This window comes from Streptomyces sp. NPDC002276 (assembly GCF_053891435.1).
In genome coordinates this window covers 619,983-643,695 of the sequence record NZ_JBSFCQ010000003.1, presented here as the reverse complement: position 1 = coordinate 643,695, position 23,713 = coordinate 619,983, and the positions used below count along the sequence as shown (strand labels likewise).

General features: G+C 71.1%; 19 protein-coding genes and 1 riboswitch. Of the genes, 12 read left to right on the top strand and 7 right to left on the bottom strand.

Annotated elements, in window-relative coordinates; translation table 11 throughout:
- Positions 1-3: 3 nt before the first annotated feature.
- On the bottom strand, positions 4-2,460 hold the full coding sequence (locus tag ACWIHT_RS11625; RefSeq protein WP_456166915.1) for a DNA gyrase/topoisomerase IV subunit A: 2,457 nt from the start codon (positions 2,458-2,460) through the stop codon (positions 4-6).
- 333 nt (positions 2,461-2,793) lie between these two features.
- On the opposite strand from ACWIHT_RS11625, the gene ACWIHT_RS11620 reads away from it, so the two are divergent.
- The 4 genes from ACWIHT_RS11620 to ACWIHT_RS11605 all read left to right on the top strand — a co-directional run bounded on the left by ACWIHT_RS11620 (position 2,794) and on the right by ACWIHT_RS11605 (position 7,552).
- Complete coding sequence (locus ACWIHT_RS11620) at positions 2,794-4,152, top strand: M16 family metallopeptidase (protein ID WP_456167115.1); 1,359 nt, start codon at positions 2,794-2,796, stop codon at positions 4,150-4,152.
- Complete coding sequence (locus tag ACWIHT_RS11615) at positions 4,149-5,537, top strand: M16 family metallopeptidase (protein WP_456166913.1); 1,389 nt, start codon at positions 4,149-4,151, stop codon at positions 5,535-5,537. The genes ACWIHT_RS11620 and ACWIHT_RS11615 overlap by 4 nt, the downstream gene beginning before the upstream one ends.
- Before the next feature lie 202 nt (positions 5,538-5,739).
- Positions 5,740-5,901, top strand: a riboswitch (cyclic di-AMP (ydaO/yuaA leader).
- A 13-nt stretch (positions 5,902-5,914) separates the two neighbouring features.
- Positions 5,915-6,670, top strand: coding sequence for a M23 family metallopeptidase (locus ACWIHT_RS11610; protein ID WP_456166911.1), 756 nt, complete (start codon positions 5,915-5,917; stop codon positions 6,668-6,670).
- Positions 6,671-6,856: 186 nt separating this feature from the next.
- Complete coding sequence (locus ACWIHT_RS11605) at positions 6,857-7,552, top strand: GntR family transcriptional regulator (protein WP_359610037.1); 696 nt, start codon at positions 6,857-6,859, stop codon at positions 7,550-7,552.
- Between the two features lie 161 nt (positions 7,553-7,713).
- Here the strand turns inward: ACWIHT_RS11605 and ACWIHT_RS11600 are convergent, their stop codons facing one another.
- Positions 7,714-7,995, bottom strand: coding sequence for an HPr family phosphocarrier protein (locus ACWIHT_RS11600; RefSeq protein ID WP_019072943.1), 282 nt, complete (start codon positions 7,993-7,995; stop codon positions 7,714-7,716).
- 187 nt (positions 7,996-8,182) lie between these two features.
- On the opposite strand from ACWIHT_RS11600, the gene ACWIHT_RS11595 reads away from it, so the two are divergent.
- The 4 genes from ACWIHT_RS11595 (at position 8,183) to ACWIHT_RS11580 (ending at position 13,578) form a co-directional block, all read left to right on the top strand.
- Positions 8,183-10,990, top strand: a complete 2,808-nt coding sequence (locus tag ACWIHT_RS11595) for a bifunctional acetate--CoA ligase family protein/GNAT family N-acetyltransferase (protein WP_456166908.1) — start codon at positions 8,183-8,185, stop codon at positions 10,988-10,990.
- Between the two features lie 119 nt (positions 10,991-11,109).
- Positions 11,110-11,697, top strand: coding sequence for a DUF5998 family protein (locus tag ACWIHT_RS11590; protein ID WP_403659943.1), 588 nt, complete (start codon positions 11,110-11,112; stop codon positions 11,695-11,697).
- Positions 11,697-12,887, top strand: a complete 1,191-nt coding sequence (locus tag ACWIHT_RS11585) for an alkaline phosphatase family protein (protein WP_456166906.1) — start codon at positions 11,697-11,699, stop codon at positions 12,885-12,887. The genes ACWIHT_RS11590 and ACWIHT_RS11585 overlap by 1 nt, the downstream gene beginning before the upstream one ends.
- A 43-nt stretch (positions 12,888-12,930) precedes the next feature.
- Positions 12,931-13,578 (top strand): thymidine kinase, encoded by a 648-nt coding sequence (locus tag ACWIHT_RS11580; protein ID WP_456166904.1) that lies wholly within the window; start codon positions 12,931-12,933, stop codon positions 13,576-13,578.
- 28 nt (positions 13,579-13,606) lie between these two features.
- Here ACWIHT_RS11580 and ACWIHT_RS11575 read toward each other — a convergent pair whose 3' ends face one another.
- Entirely contained in the window at positions 13,607-14,410 is an 804-nt protein-coding gene (locus tag ACWIHT_RS11575) for a VOC family protein (protein ID WP_456166902.1), read from the bottom strand.
- Between the two features lie 317 nt (positions 14,411-14,727).
- Between ACWIHT_RS11575 and ACWIHT_RS11570 the strand changes: the two genes are divergently transcribed.
- A complete protein-coding gene (locus ACWIHT_RS11570; RefSeq protein WP_456166900.1) occupies positions 14,728-15,579 on the top strand; it encodes a sulfurtransferase in 852 nt (283 codons plus the stop codon).
- 96 nt (positions 15,580-15,675) lie between these two features.
- Here ACWIHT_RS11570 and sepH read toward each other — a convergent pair whose 3' ends face one another.
- The 3 genes from sepH to ACWIHT_RS11555 form a co-directional block, all read right to left on the bottom strand.
- A complete protein-coding gene (gene sepH, locus ACWIHT_RS11565; RefSeq protein WP_456166898.1) occupies positions 15,676-16,704 on the bottom strand; it encodes a septation protein SepH in 1,029 nt (342 codons plus the stop codon).
- Between the two features lie 731 nt (positions 16,705-17,435).
- A complete protein-coding gene (locus tag ACWIHT_RS11560) occupies positions 17,436-18,755 on the bottom strand; it encodes a D-arabinono-1,4-lactone oxidase (protein WP_456166896.1) in 1,320 nt (439 codons plus the stop codon).
- Positions 18,715-19,962, bottom strand: a complete 1,248-nt coding sequence (locus tag ACWIHT_RS11555) for an MFS transporter (protein ID WP_456166894.1) — start codon at positions 19,960-19,962, stop codon at positions 18,715-18,717. Before ACWIHT_RS11555 ends, ACWIHT_RS11560 begins: the two co-directional genes overlap by 41 nt.
- Before the next feature lie 283 nt (positions 19,963-20,245).
- Here ACWIHT_RS11555 and ACWIHT_RS11550 point away from each other — a divergent pair, with 283 nt between their 5' ends.
- Both ACWIHT_RS11550 and ACWIHT_RS11545 read left to right on the top strand, forming a co-directional pair.
- On the top strand, positions 20,246-21,373 hold the full coding sequence (locus ACWIHT_RS11550; protein ID WP_456166892.1) for a ferrochelatase: 1,128 nt from the start codon (positions 20,246-20,248) through the stop codon (positions 21,371-21,373).
- 8 nt (positions 21,374-21,381) lie between these two features.
- Entirely contained in the window at positions 21,382-22,197 is an 816-nt protein-coding gene (locus ACWIHT_RS11545) for an inositol monophosphatase family protein (protein WP_456166890.1), read from the top strand.
- A 268-nt stretch (positions 22,198-22,465) separates the two neighbouring features.
- Here the strand turns inward: ACWIHT_RS11545 and ACWIHT_RS11540 are convergent, their stop codons facing one another.
- Positions 22,466-22,639 carry a hypothetical protein gene (locus ACWIHT_RS11540; RefSeq protein ID WP_019072956.1) on the bottom strand — a complete coding sequence of 58 codons (174 nt, stop codon included), beginning with the start codon at positions 22,637-22,639 and terminating at the stop codon, positions 22,466-22,468.
- Positions 22,640-23,054: 415 nt separating this feature from the next.
- On the opposite strand from ACWIHT_RS11540, the gene ACWIHT_RS11535 reads away from it, so the two are divergent.
- Positions 23,055-23,708: a response regulator transcription factor gene (locus ACWIHT_RS11535; protein ID WP_010983842.1), complete on the top strand. Its 654-nt coding sequence runs from the start codon at positions 23,055-23,057 to the stop codon at positions 23,706-23,708.
- Positions 23,709-23,713 lie beyond the last annotated feature (5 nt).

Here is a 23,713-nt window from a genome sequence, read left to right as displayed (position 1 = left end):
GGGCTACACCGGGCCCGCGACCACCGACACCGTCTTCGGCAGGGACACGCCCGAGCCGTCGCGGCGCGGGTCCATCTCCGGGAGTTCGGCCGGGGTGCCGTCCCGCTGGGCGGCCTTCGCCGGTACGGCGCCCGCCCAGGCCAGGGACAGACAGTCCTCGCCCCTCAGGAAGCGCTGGCAGCGGACGCCGCCGGTGGCACGGCCCTTGCGGGGGTACTGGTCGAACGGGGTCAGCTTGGCCGTCGTCTGGACCGAGTCGTCCAGGGTGCCGCGTGAGCCCGCGATCGTGAACACTGCGGCGTCCACGGCGGGGTCGACGGCGGTGAAGGAGATGACCTTCGCGCCCTCGGTGAGTTTGATGCCCGCCATGCCGCCGGCCGGGCGGCCCTGGGGACGCACCTGGGAGGCCTGATAGCGCAGGAGTTGGGCGTCGTCCGTGATGAAGACGAGGTCCTCCTCCCCGGTGCGCAGCTCGATCGCGCCGACGATCCGGTCGCCGTCCTTGAGCGCGATGACCTCCAACTCCTCCTTGTTCGTGGGGTAGTCGGGGACCACGCGCTTGACGACACCCTGCTCCGTGCCGATGGCCAGACCCGGGGAGGACTCGTCGAGGGTCGTCAGGCAGATGACCGTCTCGCCCTCCTCCAGGGAGACGAACTCGGTGACCGCCGCGCCGCCGGAGAGATTCGGCGCGGACGCCGTCTCCGGGAGCTGCGGGAGGTCGACGACGTTGATGCGCAGCAGCCGGCCGGCCGAGGTGACCGCGCCCAACTCGCCGCGGGCGGTGGCCGGGACCGCCGAGACGATCACGTCGTGCTTGACGCGCCGGGCCTCGGTGTCCTCCGGGAAGGGCTCGCCGTTCGCCGTACGGGCCAGCAGGCCCGTCGAGGAGAGCAGCACCCGGCACGGGTCGTCGGCGACCTGGAGCGGCACGGTGGCGGCGGGGGCGCCCGCCGACTCCAGCAGGACCGTACGCCGGTCGGTGCCGAACTTCTTGGCCACCGCGGCCAGTTCGGTCGAGACCAGCTTGCGCAACTCGGTGTCCGAGTCCAGGATGCGCGTCAGCTCGGCGATCTCCGCGCTGAGGCGCTCCATCTCCGACTCCAGCTCGATCCGGTCGAACCGGGTGAGGCGGCGCAGCGGTGTGTCCAGGATGTACTGCGTCTGGATGTCCGACAGCGAGAAGCGCTCCATCAGGCTCTGCTTCGCCTGTGCGGAGTTGTCGCTGGAGCGGATGATCCGGATGACCTCGTCGATGTCGACGAGCGCGGTGAGCAGGCCCTCCACGAGGTGGAGGCGGTCGCGCCGCTTGGTGCGGCGGAACTCGCTGCGTCGCCGTACGACGTTGAACCGGTGGTCGAGATAGACCTCCAGGAGTTCCTTGAGGCCCAGCGTGAGGGGCTGGCCGTCGACCAGGGCGACGTTGTTGATGCCGAAGGACTCCTCCATCGGCGTCAGCTTGAAGAGCTGCTCCAGGACCGCTTCCGGGACGAAGCCGTTCTTGATCTCGATGACCAGGCGCAGGCCGTGCGCGCGGTCGGTGAGGTCCTTGACGTCGGCGATGCCTTGCAGCTTCTTCGCGCCGACCAGGTCCTTGATCTTGGCGATCACCTTCTCCGGGCCGACGGTGAAGGGCAGTTCGGTGACGACCAGGCCCTTGCGGCGCGGCGTGACGTCGTCCACCGTCACCGTGGCGCGGATCTTGAAGGTGCCGCGGCCCGTCTCGTACGCGTCCCGGATGCCGCTGAGGCCGACGATCCGGCCGCCCGTGGGCAGGTCGGGGCCCGGGACATGGCGCATCAGGGTGTCGAGGTCCGCGTTCGGATAGCGGATCAAGTGGCGGGCCGCCGCGATGACTTCGCCCAGGTTGTGCGGCGGCATGTTGGTGGCCATGCCGACGGCGATGCCCGACGAGCCGTTCACCAGCAGGTTCGGGAAGGCGGCGGGCAGGGCCACCGGCTCCCGCTCCTGGCCGTCGTAGTTCGGGGCGAAGTCGACCGTGTCCTCGTCGATCGACTCGGTCATCAGGTTCGCGGCCTCGGACGGCCGGCACTCGGTGTACCGCATGGCGGCGGGCGGGTCGTCGTTGCCCAGCGAGCCGAAGTTGCCGTGGCCGTCGGCCAGGGGGACGCGCATGGAGAAGGGCTGCGCCATGCGCACCAGGGCGTCGTAGATCGACGCGTCGCCGTGCGGGTGCAGCTTGCCCATGACGTCGCCGACGACACGCGCGCACTTCACATAGCCGCGGTCGGGGCGCAGGCCCATCTCGTCCATCTGGTAGACGATCCGTCGGTGGACCGGCTTCAGGCCGTCCCGGGCGTCCGGCAGGGCGCGGGAGTAGATGACCGAGTACGCGTACTCAAGGTAGGAGCCCTGCATCTCGTCGACGACGTCGATGTCGAGGATCCGCTCCTCGAACGAGTCGTCGGGCGGCGGGGTCTTCGTGCTGCGGCGGGCCATCGCTGCCGGCTCCTCTTTTCTGGTCGCTCGCCTGGGGGTCGCTCCCCTTCGGCTCACTCTTGCTGAAGCGTGAACGGGGTCTTGACGTGAACCATTGTGGACCGCGGCACTGACAACGCGGACCAGGACCCGGCGTTGGCCGCTCGGCTCCGTCACCGACGGCTGCCGCGTGGGTCCACGTGTGCGACTGCCCGCAGGCTACGCGATCTCGCTCTCGGCGTACGTCCGCCGGGAACTTCGCCGACCGTCCGCACGCTTGCATACAGTGGCGGGACGAGCAGGATTTCTGCGGTTCCAGCCAGATAATCCGCGATCGAAGGGACGTACATGCCCATGGGTCACACGGCCACCGCCGAGGCAGGGTCCGGCGGTCTGACAGCGACCGAACACCGTTTGGCCAACGGTCTGCGCGTGGTGCTCTCCGAGGACCACCTGACCCCGGTCGCGGCGGTGTGCCTCTGGTACGACGTCGGTTCCCGCCACGAGGTCAAGGGGCGTACCGGCCTGGCTCACCTCTTCGAGCACCTGATGTTCCAGGGCTCCGGACAGGTGAAGGGCAACGGCCACTTCGAACTGGTGCAGGGCGCGGGCGGTTCGCTCAACGGCACCACCAGTTTCGAGCGCACCAACTACTTCGAGACCATGCCCACCCACCAGTTGGAGCTCGCCCTCTGGCTCGAAGCCGACCGCATGGGCTCCCTGTTGGCCGCTCTTGACGAAGAGTCCATGGAGAACCAGCGGGACGTCGTCAAGAACGAACGCCGCCAGCGCTACGACAACGTGCCCTACGGGACAGCGTTCGAGAAGCTGACCGCCCTCGCCTACCCGGAGGGCCACCCCTACCACCACACGCCCATCGGCTCGATGGCGGACCTGGACGCGGCCACCCTGGAGGACGCGCGCGCGTTCTTCCGCACCTACTACGCGCCCAACAACGCGGTCCTGTCCGTGGTCGGCGACATCGACCCCGAGCAGACGCTCGCCTGGATCGAGAAGTACTTCGGGTCCATCGCCTCGCACGACGGCAAGCCCGCACCCCGTGACGGCGCACTGCCCGACACGATGGGCGCCGAGCTGCGCGAGATCGTCGAGGAAGAGGTCCCGGCGCGCGCCCTGATGTGCGCCTACCGGCTCCCGGAGGACGGCACGCGCGCGTCCGACGCGGCCGACCTCGCCCTCACCATCCTCGGCGGCGGCGAGTCCTCGCTCCTCTACAACCGCCTCGTACGACGCGACCGTACGGCCGTCGCGGCCGGCTTCGGGCTGCTGCGGCTGGCCGGAGCGCCCTCCCTGGGATGGCTGGACGTCAAGACGTCCGGTGACGTCGAGGTGCCCGTCATCGAGGCCGCCATCGACGAGGAGCTCGCCCGGTTCGCCGCGGAGGGCCCCACGGCCGAGGAAATGGAGCGCGCCCAGGCCCAGTTGGAGCGCGAGTGGCTGGACCGGCTGGGCACGGTCGCGGGCCGCGCGGACGAACTGTGCCGCTACGCCGTCCTGTTCGGCGACCCGCAGCTCGCCCTGACCGCCGTACAGCGCGTCCTGGACGTGACGGCGGAGGAGGTCCAGGAGGTCGCCAAGGCGCGACTGCGGCCCGACAACCGCGCGGTGCTCGTCTACGAGCCGATCGCGGACGAGGACGCCGACGAAGCAGCGGCCGAGGCCGGCGACGAGAACGAGGAGGCGGCCAAGTGACCGAGCTCGCCACGATGGAGTTCCACCCGCAGCCCCAGGCCGGCGAGGCCAGGCCGTGGGCCTTCCCGGCGCCCGAGCGTGGCACGCTCGGCAACGGCCTGACCGTCCTGCGCTGCCACCGCCCCGGCCAGCAGGTTGTCGCCGTCGAGGTGCTCCTCGACGCGCCCCTGGAGGCCGAACCGGCAGGCCTGGACGGCGTCGCCACGATCACCGCGCGGGCCTTCTCCGAAGGCACCGACAAGCACTCAGCGGAGGAGTTCGCCGCCGAGCTGGAGCGCTCCGGCGCCACCCTCGACGCGCACGCCGACCACCCGGGGCTGCGCCTGAGCCTGGAGGTCCCCGCCTCGCGCCTGGCCAAGGGCCTCGGCCTGCTGTCGGACGCCCTCAGGGCGCCCGCCTTCGCGGACAGCGAGGTCGAGCGGCTGGTCCGCAACCGCCTCGACGAGATCCCGCACGAGACGGCCAACCCGTCCCGCCGCGCGGCCAAGGAGCTCTCCAAGGAGCTGTTCCCGGCGAGCTCGCGCATGTCGCGCCCCCGCCAGGGCACCGAGGAGACGGTCCAGAAGATCGACTCCACGGCCGTACGCGCCTTCTACGACCGGCATGTCCGCCCCGCGACCGCCACCGCCGTGGTCGTCGGCGACCTCACCGGCATCGACCTGGACGCGCTGCTCGCCGACACCCTGGGCTCGTGGACCGGTTCCACCGCGCAGCCGCGCCCCGTGCCGCCGGTGACCGCCGACGACACCGGGCGGGTCGTGATCGTGCACCGGCCCGGCGCCGTCCAGACGCAGCTGCTCATCGGCCGCGTCGGAGCCGACCGGCACGACCGCGTGTGGCCCGCGCAGGTGCTCGGCACGTACTGCCTCGGCGGCACCCTCACCTCCCGCCTGGACCGCGTCCTGCGCGAGGAGAAGGGCTACACCTACGGTGTGCGCGCGTTCGGCCAGGTGCTGCGTTCGGCACCCGACGGCACGGGCGTGTCGATGCTCGCGATCAGCGGCTCCGTGGACACCCCGAACACGGGTCCCGCACTCGACGACCTGTGGACGGTGCTCCGCAAGCTCGCCGAGGGCGGACTCACCGACGCCGAGCGGGACATCGCCGTACAGAACCTCGTCGGCGTGGCGCCGCTCAAGTACGAGACCGCGGCGGCCGTGGCGAGCACGCTGGCCGACCAGGTCGAGCAGCACCTGCCCGACGACTACCAGGCGACGCTGTACCGGCAGCTCGCCGCGACCGGCACCGTGGAGGCGACCGCGGCGGTCGTGAACGCCTTCCCGGTGGACCGTCTGGTGACGATCCTCGTCGGCGACGCGGAGCAGATCAAGGAGCCCGTCGAGGCCCTCGGCATCGGCGAAGTGACCGTCGTTCCGGCGGAGTAGACGCGACAGCGGCACGCGCGCGTGGGGGAGCCCTGGTGACGGAAGCGCCACCAGGGCTCCCTATTGTCCGAATTGGGGGAGAGGTTGCCTGTCTGCCCTGTGGCGTGCGCTACAAAAACCGTGATCCGTTTGGGGATTGAAAGTGGCCCCCCTTAGCGTCGGTCCGGCTGTCCGTCAGGCACCGCGCCGCACTCGCGGCACCGGACAGTCATCGCCGAGTCCCCGTACGGCGCGAGCCAGGGGAGCCGGGGACCCACATGAGTCCCTGGGGTGAATCGGACGCCCGCGCGTGTGGCGGGAGTCCGTAGGAGACCTTCCTGCTCCGAACCCGTCAGCTAACCCGGTAGGCGAGAAGGAAGGAAAGGACCAGCCACTTCATGGCGTTCACCCGCGCCACCGGGAAGCACCGTCGCCCGAGCCGGACCCACCGCACCACCGTTCGCGCCGCGAGTGTCGCCGCGTTCGCCGCCACCGGAGTCGTCGGCACCCTGGCGAGCGCCCCCGCGTTCGCCGCCGAGCCCGCCCCCGAGCAGACCGGCCTCACCCCGGTCGTCGCCATGGGCGATGCCGTGGCCGAGAAGATCGACGCCCAGGCCGTCGCCCAGCGGCAGGCCGCCGCCGAGACGCTCGCCGAGGAGACCGCCCGCGCCAAGGCCGCCGCCCAGGCCGAGGCGGCCCGTGAGGCCCAGGCGCGCGCCGCCCGCGAGGCCGAGCGCAAGCGGCTCAACACCTTCGTCGCGCCGGTCGCCAACTCCTATGTGTCCACCGGCTACAAGACCGGCGGCTCCCTGTGGTCCTCCGGCGCCCACACGGGCATCGACTTCCACGCCTCGACCGGCACCAGCGTCCACGCGGTGGGCTCCGGCACCGTCGTCGAGGCCGGCTGGGGCGGCTCGTACGGCAACGAGGTCGTGATCAAGATGGCCGACGGCATGTACACCATGTACGGCCACCTGTCGTCCATCGGTGTCTCGGTCGGCCAGCAGGTCACCCCGGGCCAGCAGATCGGCCTCTCCGGGGCGACCGGCAACGTCACCGGACCGCACCTCCACTTCGAGGCCCGTACGACCGCCGAGTACGGCTCCGACGTCGACCCCGTCGCCTACCTCCGCAAGCACGGCGTCAACGTCTGACGACGCACCACCGCACTTCCTGGAGCCCCGGCCGTCCGCCGGGGCTTTCGGCGTTTCCGGACCCCTCCTGTCCAAAAAATATCCATGGATTCCGGTCCGCCATCGGAAATTCCCGCTGATTGCAATAGAGTCACGGAACACACGTCAATCGTCGACGTTTCACGGGGATTAAGGCGGAGGTCGGACATGCGTATTCCGGCGCACTCGGTATGCACGGCGATCCGGGACGACATCGTCGCCGGTGTCTACGAGCGCGGCGGCCGGCTCACGGAGGAACTCCTCGCGCGCCGGTACGGCGTCTCGCGCGTGCCCGTGCGCGAGGCCCTGCGCACGCTGGAGGCGGAGGGGTTCGTGGTGACCCGGCGGCACGCGGGCGCGTGCGTCGCGGAACCGACCGAGCAGGAGGCCGCCGACCTGCTGGAGATGCGGATGCTGCTGGAGCCGCTCGGCGCCTCGCGGGCCGCCCAGCGGCGCACCGAGGCCCACCTCAAGGTGCTGCGAGGCCTCGTCCGGCTGGGCCAGGAGCGCGCCAGGAGGGGCAACAGCGAGGATCTGCGCTCCCTGGGCAGCTGGTTCCACGAGACGCTGGCCCAGGCCTCCGGGAGCCCCGCGCTGACCTCGATGCTGACCCAGCTGCGGCACAAGATCGCCTGGATGTACGCGGTGGAGGCACCGGCCAACCCCGTGGAGTCCTGGGCGGAGCACGGGGCCATCGTGGACGCCGTGGCGCGCGGCGACGGCGAGCGCGCGCGGGCGATCACGGCCCTGCACACCGAGCGCGCGGGCACCGCGCACCGGCTGCGCTTTCCCGGCGGCGCGAACGGCACGGACCGTGTGAGGACTTCGCAACCTCCCGTAAACATGTCGGGTCTCCGGCATTAACACGGGCGCCGTATACAAAGAGGGGATAATTCGCGGGGGATTATTTCTGCTGCCCGCAAGTGGAATTGCGAAGGGCTCGCCCGGTAATTCGGGCGAGCCCTTCGAGGTTGCGGCACATCGGTTTTGCGGCGAAATCACCGCAACCATCAATTGCGGGTAACTCAGACGGTCTCGGGGAGTTCCTCAAGACCCTCCGCGACCAGCTTCGCCAGCCGGTCGAGGGCCGCGTCCGCGCCCTCGGCGTCCGACGCGAGGACGATCTCCTCGCCGCCCTGGGCGCCCAGGCCCAGGACCGCGAGCATGGAGGCCGCGTTGACGGGGTTGCCGTCGGCCTTGGCGATCGTCACGGGGATACCTGCGGCCGTGGTGGCCCGGACGAAGATGGAGGCGGGGCGGGCGTGAAGGCCCTCCGCCCAGCCGACGTTGACGCGGCGCTCAGCCATGTGATGCTGCCCTTCAGAGTCTCAGGGTTGTCTAGACCAGTTTCCCACACGTGAAGCGAGCCCGGAGCGGCCCCGCGGACCGTCCGGAGAGGGGTGTCGGACCGCGGCCTCGGCCCCACTTCCCTCGCTGCTTTCACCCACAGACTGCCTCGCGCCGTTGTCGGACGCGAGCCGTACGCTGGGCCCCATGCAGCAGACCTCGTCGGACCGGCACGAGTACCCCGCCCACTGGGAAGCCGACGTGGTGCTGCGCGACGGCGGTACCGCGCGCGTCAGGCCCATCACCGTCGACGACGCCGATCGCCTGGTCAGCTTCTACGAGCAGGTCTCCGACGAGTCGAAGTACTACCGCTTCTTCGCGCCGTATCCTCGCCTGTCCGCCAAGGACGTCCACCGCTTCACGCACCACGACTTTGTGGACCGGGTGGGACTCGCGGCCACCGTCGGCGGCGAGTTCATCGCCACCGTACGCTATGACCGCATTAGTGCCGACGGGCGTCCCGCGTCCGCCCCCGCCGACGAGGCCGAGGTCGCCTTCCTGGTGCAGGACGCGCACCAGGGCAGAGGTGTCGCCTCCGCCCTCCTGGAGCACATCGCTGCTGTCGCCCGCGAGCGCGGCATCCGCCGGTTCGCCGCCGAGGTGCTGCCCGCCAACAACAAGATGATCAAGGTGTTCACGGACGCCGGCTACACCCAGAAGCGCAGCTTCGAGGACGGCGTCGTACGCCTGGAGTTTGACCTCGAACCCACGGACCGGTCCCTCGCCGTGCAGCGCGCGCGGGAGCAGCGCGCCGAAGCACGGTCCGTACGACGGCTGTTGGTGCCCGGCTCGGTCGCCGTCGTCGGCGTCGGCCGCACCCCCGGAGGGGTGGGCCGCAGCGTTCTCGGCAACATCAGGGACGCCGGTTTCACCGGCGACCTGTACGCCGTCAACAAGGCCTTCCCCGAAGGGCAGAAGGAACTCGACGGGGTACCGGCCCACCGCTCGGTGCGCGACATCGAAGGCCCCGTGGACCTCGCGGTCGTCGCCGTCCCCGTCGAACACGTCCCCCAGGTCGTCACCGAGTGCGGCGAACACGGGGTGCAGGGGCTCGTCGTGGTCACCGCCGGCTATGCCGAGAGTGGCCCCGAGGGACGCGAGCGCCAGCGCGAACTCGTCCGGCACGCGCGCACGTACGGCATGCGGATCATCGGGCCGAACGCCTTCGGGGTCATCAACACCGCCGCCGACGTACGGCTGAACGCGTCCCTCGCCCCCGAGATGCCCCGCCCCGGACGCATCGGACTGTTCGCCCAGTCCGGCGCCATCGGCATCGCCCTGCTGTCCCGGCTGCACCGACGCGGCGGCGGCGTCACCGGAGTCACCGGCGTCTCCACCTTCGTGTCGTCCGGCAACCGCGCGGACGTGTCCGGAAACGACGTCCTCCAGTACTGGTACGACGATCCCGACACCGACGTCGCCCTCATGTACCTGGAGTCCATCGGCAACCCCCGCAAGTTCACCCGCCTCGCCCGGCGCACCGCTGCGGCGAAGCCCCTGGTCGTGGTTCAGGGCGCCGGATCCGCCCCCCAGGGGCACGCCGTACGCGCGACACGTCTGCCGCACGCGACGGTGTCCGCGCTGCTGCGACAGGCCGGCGTGATCCGCGTCCAGACCATCACCGAACTCGTCGACACCGGGCTGCTGCTCGCGCGCCAGCCGCTGCCCGGCGGGGCACGGGTGGCGATCCTCGGGAACTCCGAGTCACTGGGACTGCTGACGTACGACGCGTGCCTCTCCGAGGGGCTGCGGCCGACGCCGCCGGTGGATCTGACGACGGCGGCGACGGCGACGGACTTCCACCGGGCGCTGTCCGGAGCGCTGGCCGACGACTCCTGCGACGCGGTGGTCGTGACCGCGATACCCGCCGTGGGGGAGGGCCCGGCGGAGGACGCGGCACTGGCAGAGGCCCTGCGGTCGGCGGCGGAGACCGTCCCCGGGAAGCCCGTGCTGGTGGTGCACGTGGAGCTCGGGGGGCTCGCGGCGGCGCTGTCGGCCGCGACCAGTACGGCACCGCGGGCCGTTTCGAAGCGGGAGGACTCGCAGCGCTCCGAGGAGCGACCGCCCAGCGCGGTGCAGGCCCCCGAAGGCGTCGGACTCATCCCCGCCTACCCCGCCGCCGAACGCGCGGTCCGCGCCCTCGCCGAAGCCGTGAAGTACGCCCAGTGGCGGCGCGAGGCCGTCGACCCCGGCCGGGTGCCCGAGTACGAGGACATCGACGAGAAGGGGGCCGCCGAACTGATCGGCGGGCTCCTCGCGCGCGGACAGGGCCTCACGCTCGGCGTCGACGAGACCTGCGAACTGCTCGGCATGTACGGGATCGACGTGCACCGCGCGCTGCCCGCGCCCACCCCCGATGCCGCCGCCGAGGCCGCCCGCACCCTCGGCTACCCGGTCGCCCTCAAGGCCACCGCCCCGCACCTGCGCCACCGCGCCGACCTGGGCGGCGTACGCCTGGATCTCGCGGACGAGGACCAACTGCGGCGGGCGTACGCCGAGTTGGGCGAGCTGTTCGGCAGGCCGGAGGAGCTGCGGCCGGTGGTGCAGCGGATGGCACCGCGCGGGGTCGACACCGTCGTACGGGCCGTCATCGATCCGGCGGCGGGCGCCGTGCTGTCGTTCGGGCTCGCCGGAGCCGCGTCGCAGCTGCTCGGGGACACCGCGCACCGGCTGGTTCCGGTCACGGACCGGGAGGCCGCTTCGCTGATCCGGTCGATCCGGACGGCACCCCTCCTGTTCGGCTGGCGCGGCTCGACGCCCGTCGACACGCCTGCCCTGGAGGAGTTGCTGCTACGGGTGTCGCGGCTGGTCGACGACCATCCCGAGGTGGTCGCGGTCAACCTGGAGCCGGTCGTCGTCGCGGCGCACGGACTGAGCGTGCTCGGCGCCTCCGTGCGCCTGGCCCCGCCGCCGGTCCGCGACGACCTCGGCCCGAGGACGCTTCCGGTGTACTGACGGACCTCCCCGCGCGCGGGGAGCCGCTTCCGGGTGCTGGTCCCGGGTACTGAGACGGCTGTGACAAGACCGTGCTCGGCGGTGCCTCGCAGTCAGTGGGCCACCGTAGGATGGACGTCATGGCCAAGACCAGTACGACGACCCAGGGGCTGCGTGCGGCGATCGAGCGCAGCGGCTACTACCCGGCCCTCGTGGCCGAGGCGGTGGAGGCCGCCGTGGGCGGCGAGCCGATCCGGTCGTTCCTGGTCCACCAGGAGACCACGTTCGACCAGAACGAGGTGCGCCGGCATGTGACCGTGCTCGTCCTCACCGGCAACCGCTTCATCGTCAGCCACACCGACGAGCAGGCCGCCGACAGCACCTCCCCGACGCCGTACGCCACGACGTCCACGGAGTCTGTGAAGATCGGCCGGATCTCGTCGGTGGTGCTCAGCCGCGTGGTGGCCAACCCGGAGTCGTACAAGCCGGGCACACCGCCCCGCGAGGTCGTGCTGACCATCGGCTGGGGTGCCGTCTCCCGGATCGACCTGGAGCCGGCCGCCTGCGGCGACCCCAACTGCGAGGCCGACCACGGCTACACGGGCAACTCGACGGCGGACGACCTGAGCCTGCGCGTCAGCGAGGCCGGGGACGGACCCGAGACGGTGCAGCAGACCCTCGCCTTCGCACAGGCGCTGTCCGAGGCGACCGCGGACGTTCCGCGATAATGGCGCAGCCCGCAACCTGGGACCACCCCGAACCCCTCGCCGTAGCCTCCGCGCCCGTCCCCGAGTACGGCTCCGGCTCCCTCGCCGACCTGCTGCCCACGCTGGCCGCCGGCATGGGCGTGCCCGGTACGACCGCGGCGATCCCGGAACTGACCCCGGCCGACCGCAACTGTGTCTTCCTGGTCGACGGCCTCGGCTGGGAGCAGATCAAGGACCACGCCGACGAGGCGCCGTACCTGCACGCGCTTCTCGGCAGCTCGCGCGGCGGCACGGGGCGCCCGCTGACCGCCGGTTACCCGGCGACTACCGCGACCTCGCTGGCCTCCGTCGGCACCGGCCTGCCGCCCGGCGCGCACGGCCTGCCCGGCTACACCGTGCGCAATCCGGCCACCGGCGAACTGATGAACCAGCTGCGCTGGCAGCCGTGGACCTCGCCGAAGCCCTGGCAGCCGTACCCCACGATCTTCCAACTCGCCCAGGACGCGGGCGTGCACGCCGCCCAGGTGTCGTCCCCCACCTTCCAGAACACCCCGCTGACGAAGGTCGCGCTCAGTGGCGGAACGTTCCTCGGGCGGTTGACCGGCGAGGAGCGCATGGACCTCGCGGCCGAGCAACTGGCCGCCGGGGACCGCTCCTTGGTGTACACGTACTACGCCGAACTCGACGGCGCGGGCCACCGCCACGGCGTCGCCTCCGACACCTGGCGCGGTCAACTCATGTACGTCGACCGGCTCGTCCAGCGCCTCGCCGAGCAACTGCCGCCGCGCAGCACGCTGTACGTCACCGCCGACCACGGCATGATCGACGTGCCCTTCGACGAGGAGCACCGCATCGACTTCGACGCGGACTGGGAGTTGCGCGCCGGAGTCGCCCTCCTCGGCGGCGAGGGCCGCGCCCGCCACGTCTACGCGGTACGGGGCGCCGAGAACGACGTACTGACCTGCTGGCGCGAGGTGCTCGGCGAACAGTTCTGGGTGGCGTCGCGGGGCGAGGCGATCGCGGCGGGCTGGTTCGGCCCGACGATCGACGAGCGTGTCCACGACCGCCTCGGCGACGTGATCGTGGCGGCCCGGGACGACGTCCTGGTCATCGCGTCCGAGCGGGAACCGAAGGAGTCGGCGATGGTCGGCAACCACGGTTCCATGACCCCTGCCGAACAGCTGGTCCCCCTGCTCGAAGTACGCTCCTGAAGCCCCACCGTCCTCCTGTTTGCCGAAAGGTGCTCAACTCCCCATGCCCGAGCTGGTGTTCTTCTCCGGAACGATGGACTGCGGGAAGTCGACCCTGGCGCTCCAGATCGAGCACAACCGCTCGGCGCGCGGCCTGGCAGGAGTGATCTTCACGCGCGACGACCGCGCGGGCGAGGGAAAGCTTTCCTCACGCCTCGGCCTGGTCACCGACGCGGTGGAGGTCGAGGACGAGCAGGACCTGTACGCGTATCTCGTCGACCACCTCTCCCAGGGCGGTCGCGCGGACTACGTCATCGCCGACGAGGCACAGTTCCTGGCGCCCGTACAGATCGACCAACTCGCGCGCGTGGTCGACGACCTGGGCCTCGACGTGTACGCCTTCGGTATCACGACCGACTTCCGCTCCAAGCTCTTCCCCGGCTCCCAGCGCCTGGTCGAACTCGCCGACCGCGTCGAGGTCCTCCAGGTCGAGGCCCTCTGCTGGTGCGGCGCCCGCGCCACCCACAACGCCCGCACGATAGGCGGCGAGATGGTCGTCGAGGGCGCCCAGGTCGTCGTCGGCGACGTCAACCAGGCGGACGCGATCGGCTACGAGGTCCTGTGCCGCCGCCACCACCGCCGCCGCATGACGTCGGCCACGGCGCGGGCGGCGGCGCTCTCCCCGGACGTACTCCCTATGACGTCGGCCTAGGGCTCACCTCTGGGCTGCCCTCGAAGGGCTAGTGCGGCCCCTGGATCACCGAGAACATCGCGCCCTCGGGGTCGGCGACCGTGGCCACGCGGCCGTGGGGGCTGTCGTGAGGTGGTTCGAGGGTGTGGCCGCCGAGGTCGGTGACGCGGCGCAGGGCCTCGTCCGTGTCGGCGACCTCGAAGTACGTCATCCAGTGCGGGCCCCGGTCACGGGGCAGGGCGGTGCCGATGCCGTGGATGCCGGCGACCGGGGTGCCGTCCAGGTGCAGGGTGACGTAGTCGAGGTCGGCGGAGTCGACCGGCACCTCCTCGTAGCCGAAGACCGCCTCGTAGAACTTGGCGACGCTCGCGGTCTCGAAGGTCAGCAGCTCGTTCCAGGCGGGTGTGCCGGGGACGCCCGTGATGGACGTACCGAGGTGTTCCGCGACCTGCCAGATGCCGAACACCGCCCCCGACGGGTCGGAGCCGATGGCCAGACGGCCGGCCTCGGCCGCGTCCAGGGGGCCCACCCCTACCGTGCCGCCGCACATCCGTACCGTCTCGGCCGTCTGGTCCACGTCGTCCGAGGCGAGATACGGCGTCCAGGCGATGGGCAGATGCCGGTCCGGCGGCAGTTGGCCGATGCCCGCCACCTCCTGCCCGTCGAGCAGGGCCCGCGCGTAGGGGCCGAGCTGATGGGGACCGGGTTGGAATTCCCAACCGAACAGCTCTCCGTAGAACTCCTGAGTCGTGGTCATGCCGTGCACCATCAGACTCACCCAGCAGGGTGTGCCCTGCGTACGCCGAGTGTGCGTGTCGCCGTTCAGGCCGGCCGACCCCCGTGCCTCGGTCATCGTCACCTTCTCCTCGGCCCCTCGCGGTGGCCGTGTCTTCCGCACTGCGGATCCGCGTGCCGCAGCCGCGGCACGCCCCGAGCCGATGCTCGCACCCCCGGTGGCGCCGCGCGCCCCGGCCGCGCCGCCGACGGGCGGCTCACGTACGGAGGATGCCCGGTCTGTGGCTCCTCGTCCGTTTCCGGTTGATTGCCGTGGGGTGTCCATCGGTTGTACACCATGTGCTCGATCCAGTACGCCTCGTGATCGAGACTGCCCGGCGGGCACAGTAGTCGGACCCGGCCGTGTCGGCCACCCCTTGCGCGAGGATGGTGGCCATGAACGCCATCATCTCCGCATCCGAACTGGCGAGCGATCTGGCCGGGACGAACCCGCCGGTCCTCCTCGACATCCGCTGGCAGCTCAGCGTCGCCAAGGCCGCAGGTGAACCGCCCTTCGACGGACGCGCCGAGTACACGGCCGGGCACATCCCGGGCGCCGTCTACGTAGACCTCGACCAGGAACTGGCCTCCGCCCCCGGAGCCCGCGGTCGACACCCCCTCCCCGACACCGCGCGCTTCGGCGCCGCGATGCGCCGAGCGGGTGTATCGGCCCACCGCGCGGTCGTCGTGTACGACGGCGGCCAGGGCTGGGCGGCGGCCCGCGCGTGGTGGCTGCTGCGCTGGTCGGGTCACCCGGACGTGCGGGTCCTCGACGGCGGCCTTCCCTCTTGGGAGGGTCCTTTGGAGACCGATACGCCGACGCCGGCCGAGGGCGACTTCACGCCGGAGCCGGGGGCCGTGCAACTCCTGGACGCGGATGGTGCCGCCGCACTGGCCCGCAGCGGGGTCCTGTTCGACGCCCGCGCGGGGGAGCGTTACCGGGGTGAGGTGGAACCGATCGACCGGGTCGGCGGCCACATCCCGGGCGCCGTGTCCGCCCCGACCAACGAGAACGTCGGCACCGACGGCCGCTTCCTCCCGGCGGAGGAACTGGCCGCCCGCTTCAAGTCGTTGGGTGCCACGGAGGGGACGGGCGTCGGCGTGTACTGCGGCTCCGGCGTCTCGGGCGCCCACGAGGTGCTGGCCCTGGCGGTGGCGGGTATTCCGGCCGGCCTGTACGTCGGCTCCTGGTCGGAGTGGTCCGCGGACCCGGAGCGACCGGTCGCCGTCGGCCCCGACCCGCAGTAGCGGCCGTAGAGCGACGAAGAGGGCCCGCGCCGAAACCGGCGCGGGCCCTTCCCGTCGTAGCCGAACTCCCTTACGGGGAACTGCTCGTAGGGCTGACTACTCCTGCTTCTTCCTTCGGGTGCCGAAGACGATCTCGTCCCAGCTCGGGACGGCCGCTCTGCGACCGGGACGGACGCCGTCCGCCTCGGCCTGGCGGTCGGTGGAGCCGATGAGCCGGTCGCGGTGGGCACCGACGGAGCGGGGCATGAGCACGTCCGCGTAGGCCGAACCGGCCGAGGCCGCGGGCGCCGGGGGCTCCTCCGCCTCCGGTTCCTCGACGGGCTCCTCCGGGGTCTCCGAGGGACGCTCGGGGACCACCATGTCGCCGCGGAAGCTCGGTACCGCCTCCAGGAGGCTGGTCAGCGAGTCGCGCTCGCTCTCCTCGGCCACCACCTCGGGCGACGGCAGCGCGGGACGCTCCGGGCGCTCCAGGGCGCGGTCCAGCGGGCGGTCGCGGGGCAGCCGGGCGATCCGTGGGACGAACGGGAAGCTGGGCTCGGGGGTGGCGGAGAGGTCGTCGGACTCGCCGATCAGCGAGCGTGCCTCGTCGTCGACGGCCTGGACGAGCCGCCGGGGCGGGTCGTACGTCCAGCTCGCCGAGTGCGGTTCGCCCGCGACCCGGTAGACCAGCAGGACCTCCCAGGTGCCGTCGTCGCGGCGCCAGGAATCCCACTGGACGGTGTCCTTCTCGGCACCGCGCAGCGTCAGCCGTTCCTGGACGGCCTCGCCGAGCTGGGGTCCGGCGTTCTCACCGGGGCGGCGGACAGGGGTCTTCCGCGCACGCTCGGCCATGAAGGCACGCTCGGCGAGTACGGGACCCTCGAAGCGGCGCACCCGGTCGACGGGGATGCCGGCGAGTTGCGCGACCTCCTCCGCGGAGGCGCCGGCACGTATACGTGCCTGGATGTCTCGGGGGCGGAGATGACTCTCCACCTCGATCTCGATCTGGCCGAGGCGGGGACGGTCGCCGCGTACGGCGGCGCGCAGACGCTCATCAATCGGAAGCGTGTACTCCGTGCTGTCCGCAGCCTTCAACACCAGCCGTGTGCCGTCGTTAGAGACGGCCACGACACGCAGTTCGGGCATGGGGACCTCCCGGGTGGTGCCTGCCGACGTCACGTGCGTCGCTGCTTCCGCTAGTCGAGTGTGGCCTGCCCGGGTGCAGCCTGCCACAACCTTGCCGAGTTGCCCGGCGTGTCGGGCACGGGCCCGAACTCGCCGTTATGGCACGGTTACCTATTCGCAACGCTAAGTGACCAACTACGTCACCCTGTGCAACTGGCCCCTTTGGGGCGGTCCAAAAGGCCGCGGACGCCCTGGCAGGAGACCGCACCCAGGGCTCGCAACAGTACTCCATTTGGACCACGTGCGTGGATTGGCACGCTGCCCAACTTCTTGTGGGGGGCGGGACTTGGCGGTCCGGGGCGGGGTTCGCGCGATCTTGAAAGTGGCGTACTTCACGTAATAGCCGGAATCGGAACTACCGGTTTCGGTCGTAAGTCCCTTTGTCGTATGGGCAGTTGATCAGATGCGGGAAAGTAGGACTGGGCCTGGAATGCGTACAAGGCCCGATGTCGGCAGGGAGCGGACCGATCTGAGCGTTCCTCACGTCGTCGTCCCCGAAGTCCGGTGACAGCGGTGGGGAACCGGGTCCGTCCGATTCCCCGTCCGGCTCCCCTGCCCGGCTCCCCGAACGGCCCGTCGGTCGCGCGGAGGCACCATCCGGCGGCAACGGCGGTGCTACGGCGCCCGGTCCGACGCCGACGCCGAGCGCTTCGGGGGACGGTGCTACGCCGCCCCCCGGCCGAGCGCGTCGGCTACTGACCCAGCACCCTCCGCAAGTAGTCGTTCTGGAACCGCCGATCAGGATCCAGCCGGTCCCGCAGCGCCGTGAACTCGCCGAAGCGCGGATAGACCCCGGCGAAGTACTCGGCGTCCCGGGTGTGCACCTTGCCCCAGTGCGGCCGGCCCTCGTGCGCGGTGAGGATGCGCTCGGCCGCGGTGAAGTACGCCTGGTACGGAGTGCCCTTGTACATGTGCACTGCTATGTAGGCGCTGTCCCGGCCGGAGGCGGTGGACAGGGCGATGTCGTCCGCCGGCGCGGTGCGGACCTCGACCGGGTAGCTGACCCTGAAGTCGGAACGGTCGACCATCGCCTTGAGTTCCCGCAGCGTGTCCACCAGGGCCGCGCGCGGGACGGCGTACTCCATCTCGACGAACCGCACCCGGCGGGGCGAGGTGTACACCTTGTAGGGGATGTCCGTGTAAGTCCGTGTGGACCAGGCCCGGGTGGAGATCTGTGCGATGGTCGGGATGCTCGCGGGCGCCGCGCGGCCGACCCAGTTGGCCACCTGCCAGAGGCCGTTGGAGACGAACTCGTCCTCGATCCAGCCGGCCACCTTGCCCACCGGCTGCTCCGGGCCCGCGCTGCGGTTGTTGCGCTTGGTGTTGGTGCTCGCGGTGTGCGGGAACCAGTAGAACTCGAAGTGCTCGTTCTCGGCCCAGAGTTCGTCGAAGCGTCCGGTGACCTCGTCGAAGGTCATCGGCTCCTCGCGGGCCGTGAGCAGGAAGACTGGCTCCACGGCGAAGGTGATCGCGGTGACGACACCCAGGGCGCCGAGGCCGATCCGGGCCGCCGCGAAGACGTCCGGGTTCTCCTTCGCGGAGCAGGTGAGCACCGAGCCGTCCGCCGTCACCAGCTCAAGTCCCCTGATCTGGGCGGCTATGGAGGCCGACTCGCGTCCGGTGCCGTGGGTGCCGGTGCTGGTCGCCCCGGAAACCGTCTGCTCCATGATGTCGCCCATGTTCGTGAGCGACAGACCCTCGCGCGCGAGAGCCATGTTGAGTCTCTTGAGCGGGGTGCCCGCCTCGACCGTGACCGTCAATGCATCGCGATCAATGTTGCGGATGCCGGTCAACAGTTGAGGACGGATCAACACACCGTCCGTGGCGGCGATCGACGTGAAGGAGTGCCCACTGCCGACGGCCTTCACCGTCAGACCGTCCTCACCGGCCCTGCGGATGGCCGCGGCCAGTTCCTCGACGGAGGCGGGCGTGACCTCCCGCGCGGGCCGGGACGCGACCGTCCCGCCCCAGTTACGCCACGTGCCGTTCTTCGCGCTCGCTGTGGTGCCCAACAACGGTGCCTCCCCGACCCGGTGCCGGTCTGCTGAGCCGGCGGTACCCGAGGAAACCCACCGCGACCGCGACGGCTCCGGCGACCACCGGAACCCCGTACCCGGCCCGCGCGCCGGCTGCGTCGATCACCCAGCCGGCGACGGAGGAGCCGAGCGCGATCCCGACCGCCAGGCCGGTGCTCACCCAGGTCATGCCTTCGGTGAGCTTCGCGCGAGGTACGTGCTCTTCTATGAGGGACATCGTCGTGATCATCGTGGGTGCGATGGACAGTCCCGCAAGGAACAGCGCCACGGCCAGAAGCGGCAAGTTTCCGACCAGTAGGAGGGGGATCATACTCACGGCCATCGTGCATATGCCCAGCAGCCACCGACGTTCCGGCGCTCCCCGGAAGCGCAGCAGCCCGAACACGACTCCGGCCACACAGGACCCCGCCGCGTAGAGGGCGAGCACCACGCTGGCGCCGCCCTTGTGACCCCGCTCGTCGGCGAACGCCACGGTGACCACGTCGACCGCCCCGAAGATCGCCCCGGTCGCCACGAAGGTGGCCACCAGGACCTGGAGACCGGCCGCCCGCAGCGCCGATCCGCCGCCCTCGGCACCCTTCACGCGCGGGTGCGGAGCGGGCTCGGTGGCGCGCTGAGCCGTCAGCCAGAAGACACCGACCGCCAGGAAGCAGGCGGCCAGCAGGGGACCCGCCTCGGGGAACCACACCGTGGACAGTCCGATCGAGATGATCGGCCCGAAGATGAAGCACATCTCGTCCACCACGGACTCGAAGGAGTACGCGGTGTGCAGCTGCGGGGTGCCCCGGTAGACGGCCGCCCAGCGCGCGCGGACCATCGCGCCAAGACTCGGCACCGAGCCGATACCGGCGGCGCACACGAACAGCATCCAGTCCGGCCACCCGAAGCGGGCGGCCAGCAGCAGTCCGGCCGCCGCGGCCAGCGCGACGAGCGTCGCCGGACGCAGCACCCGCTGCTGCCCGTACTGGTCGACCCAGCGCGAGATCCGCGGCCCGATCGCGGCGGCGGCCAGCGCGATGGTGGCCGACAGCGCGCCCGCGAGCCCGTAGCGCCCGTTGATCTGGGAGATCATCGTGACCACGCCGATGCCCATCATCGACAGGGGCATCCGCCCGAGGAACCCCGCGGCGGAGAAGCCCTTGGAGCCGGGGGCGGCGAACAGGGCGCGATAGGGGCTGGGCACGGGTGACTCCGGTCGAAAGGGCGCGGTGGCGGCTCGGCGGTGCGGGGTGGCGATGTGATGACGGCTCAGTAAGGTGCGAATGCGGCTGATACAGCTTACGAGCAGGTGGGGCCCGTTGCACCCGCCCGTGCTGCTCGCCCGTGCCGCGCCCGATGCACCCGACCCTGATGGCCCCGACGCGCCCGTCCGCGCCGCCCCGGCGCACCTTCCCGGAAGCCCCGGGTTCGCGGCCCGGTACCCCTCCGTTTCCCGGCTGTCAGTGGCGGGTGGCAGGATCGGAGACATGCCAGACGTGCTCGATGCGACTCCCTACGACGCCCTGCTCCTGCTCTCGTTCGGCGGCCCCGAGGGCCCGGACGAGGTGGTTCCGTTCCTGGAGAACGTGACGCGCGGGCGAGGCATCCCCAAGGAACGCCTCAAGGAAGTGGGCCGGCACTACTTCCTGTTCGGCGGGATCAGCCCCATCAACGACCAGAACCGCGCCCTCCTGGACGCCCTCCGCAAGGACTTCGCGGACCACGGTCTCGACCTGCCGGTCTACTGGGGCAACCGCAACTGGGCCCCGTACCTGACGGACACCCTGCGCGAGATGGCCGCCGCCGGCCGCCGCCGCATCCTCGTCCTGGCCACCAGCGCCTACGCCTCCTACTCGGGCTGCCGCCAGTACCGGGAGAACCTCGCCGACTCCCTGGCCACGCTCCAGGAGGAGGGCCTCGACCTCCCGAAGGTCGACAAGCTGCGCCACTACTTCAACCACCCCGGCTTCCTGGAACCGATGATCGACGGGGTGCTCGAATCCCTCGCCGACCTCCCCGAGGACGTCCGGGACGGCGCCCACCTCGCCTTCTCGACCCACTCCATCCCGACCGCCGCCGCCGACACCTCCGGCCCGGCCGAGGCCCACGGAGACGGCGGGGCTTACGTCGAGGAACACCTGGACGTGGCCCGGCTGATCGCCGACGCCGTCCGCGAACGCACCGGGATCGACCACCCCTGGCGGCTCGTCTACCAGTCCCGCTCCGGAGCCCCGCACATCCCCTGGCTGGAGCCCGACATCTGCGACCACCTGGAGGAGCGCCACAAGGCCGGCGTCCCCGCCGTCGTCATGGCACCCATCGGCTTCGTCTCCGACCACATGGAGGTCCTCTACGACCTCGACACGGAGGCCACGGCCAAGGCCGAGGAACTCGGCCTGCCCGTACGCCGGTCCGCCACCGTGGGCGCCGACCCGCGCTTCGCCGCCGCCGTCCGCGAACTCGTCCTGGAACGCGCCGCCGTCGAGAGCGGCCGGCAGGTCACGCCCTGCGCCCTGGGCGCCCTCGGCGCCGGCCACAACCTCTGTCCGGTGGGCTGCTGCCCGGCCCGCGCCCCGCGTCCCGCCGCCGCAGGCGCCGACAGCCCCTACGTATGAGGAGCGCCGTGACCGACCCCCTGCACCAGGAACTGCTGGCACTCGCCCAGGAGGCCGCCCACAAGGCCGGCGCGCTGCTACGGGACGGCCGCCCGGCCGACCTCGCGGTCGCCGCCACCAAATCCAGTCCCATCGACGTCGTCACCGAGATGGACATCGCTGCCGAGAAGCTGATCACCGACCTGATCTCCGAACAGCGGCCCGACGACGGGTTCCTGGGCGAGGAGGGCGCCTCCGTCACCGGCACGAGCGGCGTCCGCTGGGTCATCGACCCGCTCGACGGCACGGTCAACTACCTCTACGGGCTGCCCACTTGGTCCGTCTCCATCGCCGCCGAGCTGAACGGCGACACCGTCGCCGGGGTCGTCGCGGTCCCGATGCGCGGCGAGACGTTCCACGCGGTGCTCGGCGGCGGGGCGTGGGCCACGGGCGCGTGGGAGGGCGAACGCAGGCTCGCGTGCAGGCCCGCGCCGCCCCTGGAACAGGCGTTGGTGTCGACCGGCTTCAACTACGTCACCGAGGTCCGTGTCCATCAGGCCGATGTGGCACAGAAGTTGATCCCGCTGCTGCGGGACATCCGCCGGGGCGGCTCGGCGGCCGTGGATCTGTGCGATGTGGCCGCGGGGCGACTGGACGGCTTCTACGAGCGGGGGTTGAACCCGTGGGACCTCGGTGCGGGGGACCTGATCGCCCGTGAGGCGGGCGCCATGAGCGGTGGACGGCCCGGAGAGCGACCGGGGCGGGATCTGGCTGTCGTGGGGAGTCCGGGAGTCTTCGAACCCCTCCAGCGCCTCCTGGAGGACTTCGGCGCCTGGCACGACTGACGCTCACAAGACCAACGGCGAAAGCAGAAGCCAACGGCGCGGGCCCACCCACTCTCACTGTCCCCACGCGCCGGCCGAGAGGGAGCCGTAGGGGCGCGCCGGTGTCGAGAGCCCCAGCGCGCGGAGGCCCGAAGGGCTGAGCACGGTGGGGCTCTCGACACCGGCTTGAGGCGCCCCGAAGGCGACCGAACCAAAAGAGGTGCGCGAAAAGCAGCAGGGCCCCGGCGCTGGATTCGCCGGGGTCCTGCTTTTCTGCTGTTTGCGCTGATCAGACGCTTGTCGCGCTGACCTCCACACCGTGGTCGGCGGCCAGGCGGCGCAGGTCGTCGAGCTCGGCCTGTTCCACCTCGACGAGGAAGTCGTCGCCTTCGTCGCGAGCCCGCGTCAGGTCGGTCTCGGTCGCCCTTATGCGCTGCAGAAGTCCTGCGGTGAATGCGTCCATGCTGCGCCCCCTCGTCCTGGGTCGTGGGTCGGGTGGCACGGGGGTGTGCCGTTCGGAAGGGGCGATCACGTCTGCGGATGCGAGTGCCCAGCGCTGCCCTGGCTGGGCGGCGACGGTGCCGGACACCCACGCCCGCTCTGCGGAAGCGTTGGACGTACCACAAGGTGGCTTGCCACATGCAGAGCGTGATCGCGGGGTGTAAATCCGTCCTCCCCGCGCTCCCTTCGGTGGAAACCTCAACCCATCGAGAAAATCCCGCATTCCCGGGCCTCATACCTGACCTTCATCTCGCGCCCGGCCGCCTTACAGCCGACTTATGGCCGAAAAGGGCAGGATGGAGGTCACACAGCCACGAAGACCCTGCCCGCGTGCGCCGAGACGCGCTACGCGGGTGGACAGAGGAAGGACAAGCGACGTGCGCGTACTCGTCGTCGAGGACGAGCAGCTGCTCGCCGATGCGGTGGCCACCGGACTGCGCCGGGAGGCCATGGCCGTCGACGTCGTGTACGACGGTGCGGCCGCCCTGGAGCGCATCGGCGTCAACGACTATGACGTGGTCGTCCTCGACCGCGACCTCCCGCTCGTGCACGGGGACGACGTCTGCCGCAAGATCGTCGAGCTCGGCATGCCCACCCGCGTGCTGATGCTCACGGCGTCCGGCGACGTCAGCGACCGCGTCGAGGGCCTGGAGATCGGCGCCGACGACTATCTGCCCAAGCCCTTCGCGTTCAGCGAGCTGACGGCACGCGTGCGTGCCCTCGGCCGACGGACGAGCGTGCCGCTGCCGCCCGTCCTGGAGCGCGCCGGCATCAAGCTCGACCCGAACCGCCGCGAGGTGTTCCGCGACGGCAAGGAAGTCCAGCTGGCGCCCAAGGAGTTCGCCGTCCTGGAGGTGCTGCTGCGCAGCGAGGGCGCCGTCGTCTCCGCGGAACAGCTCCTGGAGAAGGCGTGGGACGAGAACACGGACCCGTTCACCAACGTCGTGCGGGTGACGGTCATGACGCTGCGCCGCAAGCTCGGCGAGCCCCCGGTCATCGTCACCGTGCCCGGCTCCGGCTACCGGATCTGAGTCCA

Coding starts and splice junctions, on each gene's coding strand:
- sepH (WP_456166898.1), bottom strand. CDS start 16,704: ATGCCCGAACTGCGTGTCGTGGCCGTCTCTAACGACGGCACACGGCTG.
- ACWIHT_RS11600 (WP_019072943.1), bottom strand. CDS start 7,995: ATGGCTGAGCGCCGCGTCAACGTCGGCTGGGCGGAGGGCCTTCACGCC.
- ACWIHT_RS11610 (WP_456166911.1), top strand. CDS start 5,915: ATGGCGTTCACCCGCGCCACCGGGAAGCACCGTCGCCCGAGCCGGACC.
- ACWIHT_RS11620 (WP_456167115.1), top strand. CDS start 2,794: ATGGGTCACACGGCCACCGCCGAGGCAGGGTCCGGCGGTCTGACAGCG.
- ACWIHT_RS11625 (WP_456166915.1), bottom strand. CDS start 2,460: ATGGCCCGCCGCAGCACGAAGACCCCGCCGCCCGACGACTCGTTCGAG.
- ACWIHT_RS11585 (WP_456166906.1), top strand. CDS start 11,697: ATGGCGCAGCCCGCAACCTGGGACCACCCCGAACCCCTCGCCGTAGCC.
- ACWIHT_RS11580 (WP_456166904.1), top strand. CDS start 12,931: ATGCCCGAGCTGGTGTTCTTCTCCGGAACGATGGACTGCGGGAAGTCG.
- ACWIHT_RS11575 (WP_456166902.1), bottom strand. CDS start 14,410: ATGACCGAGGCACGGGGGTCGGCCGGCCTGAACGGCGACACGCACACT.
- ACWIHT_RS11570 (WP_456166900.1), top strand. CDS start 14,728: ATGAACGCCATCATCTCCGCATCCGAACTGGCGAGCGATCTGGCCGGG.
- ACWIHT_RS11540 (WP_019072956.1), bottom strand. CDS start 22,639: ATGGACGCATTCACCGCAGGACTTCTGCAGCGCATAAGGGCGACCGAG.
- ACWIHT_RS11590 (WP_403659943.1), top strand. CDS start 11,110: ATGGCCAAGACCAGTACGACGACCCAGGGGCTGCGTGCGGCGATCGAG.
- ACWIHT_RS11595 (WP_456166908.1), top strand. CDS start 8,183: ATGCAGCAGACCTCGTCGGACCGGCACGAGTACCCCGCCCACTGGGAA.
- ACWIHT_RS11550 (WP_456166892.1), top strand. CDS start 20,246: ATGCCAGACGTGCTCGATGCGACTCCCTACGACGCCCTGCTCCTGCTC.
- ACWIHT_RS11605 (WP_359610037.1), top strand. CDS start 6,857: ATGCGTATTCCGGCGCACTCGGTATGCACGGCGATCCGGGACGACATC.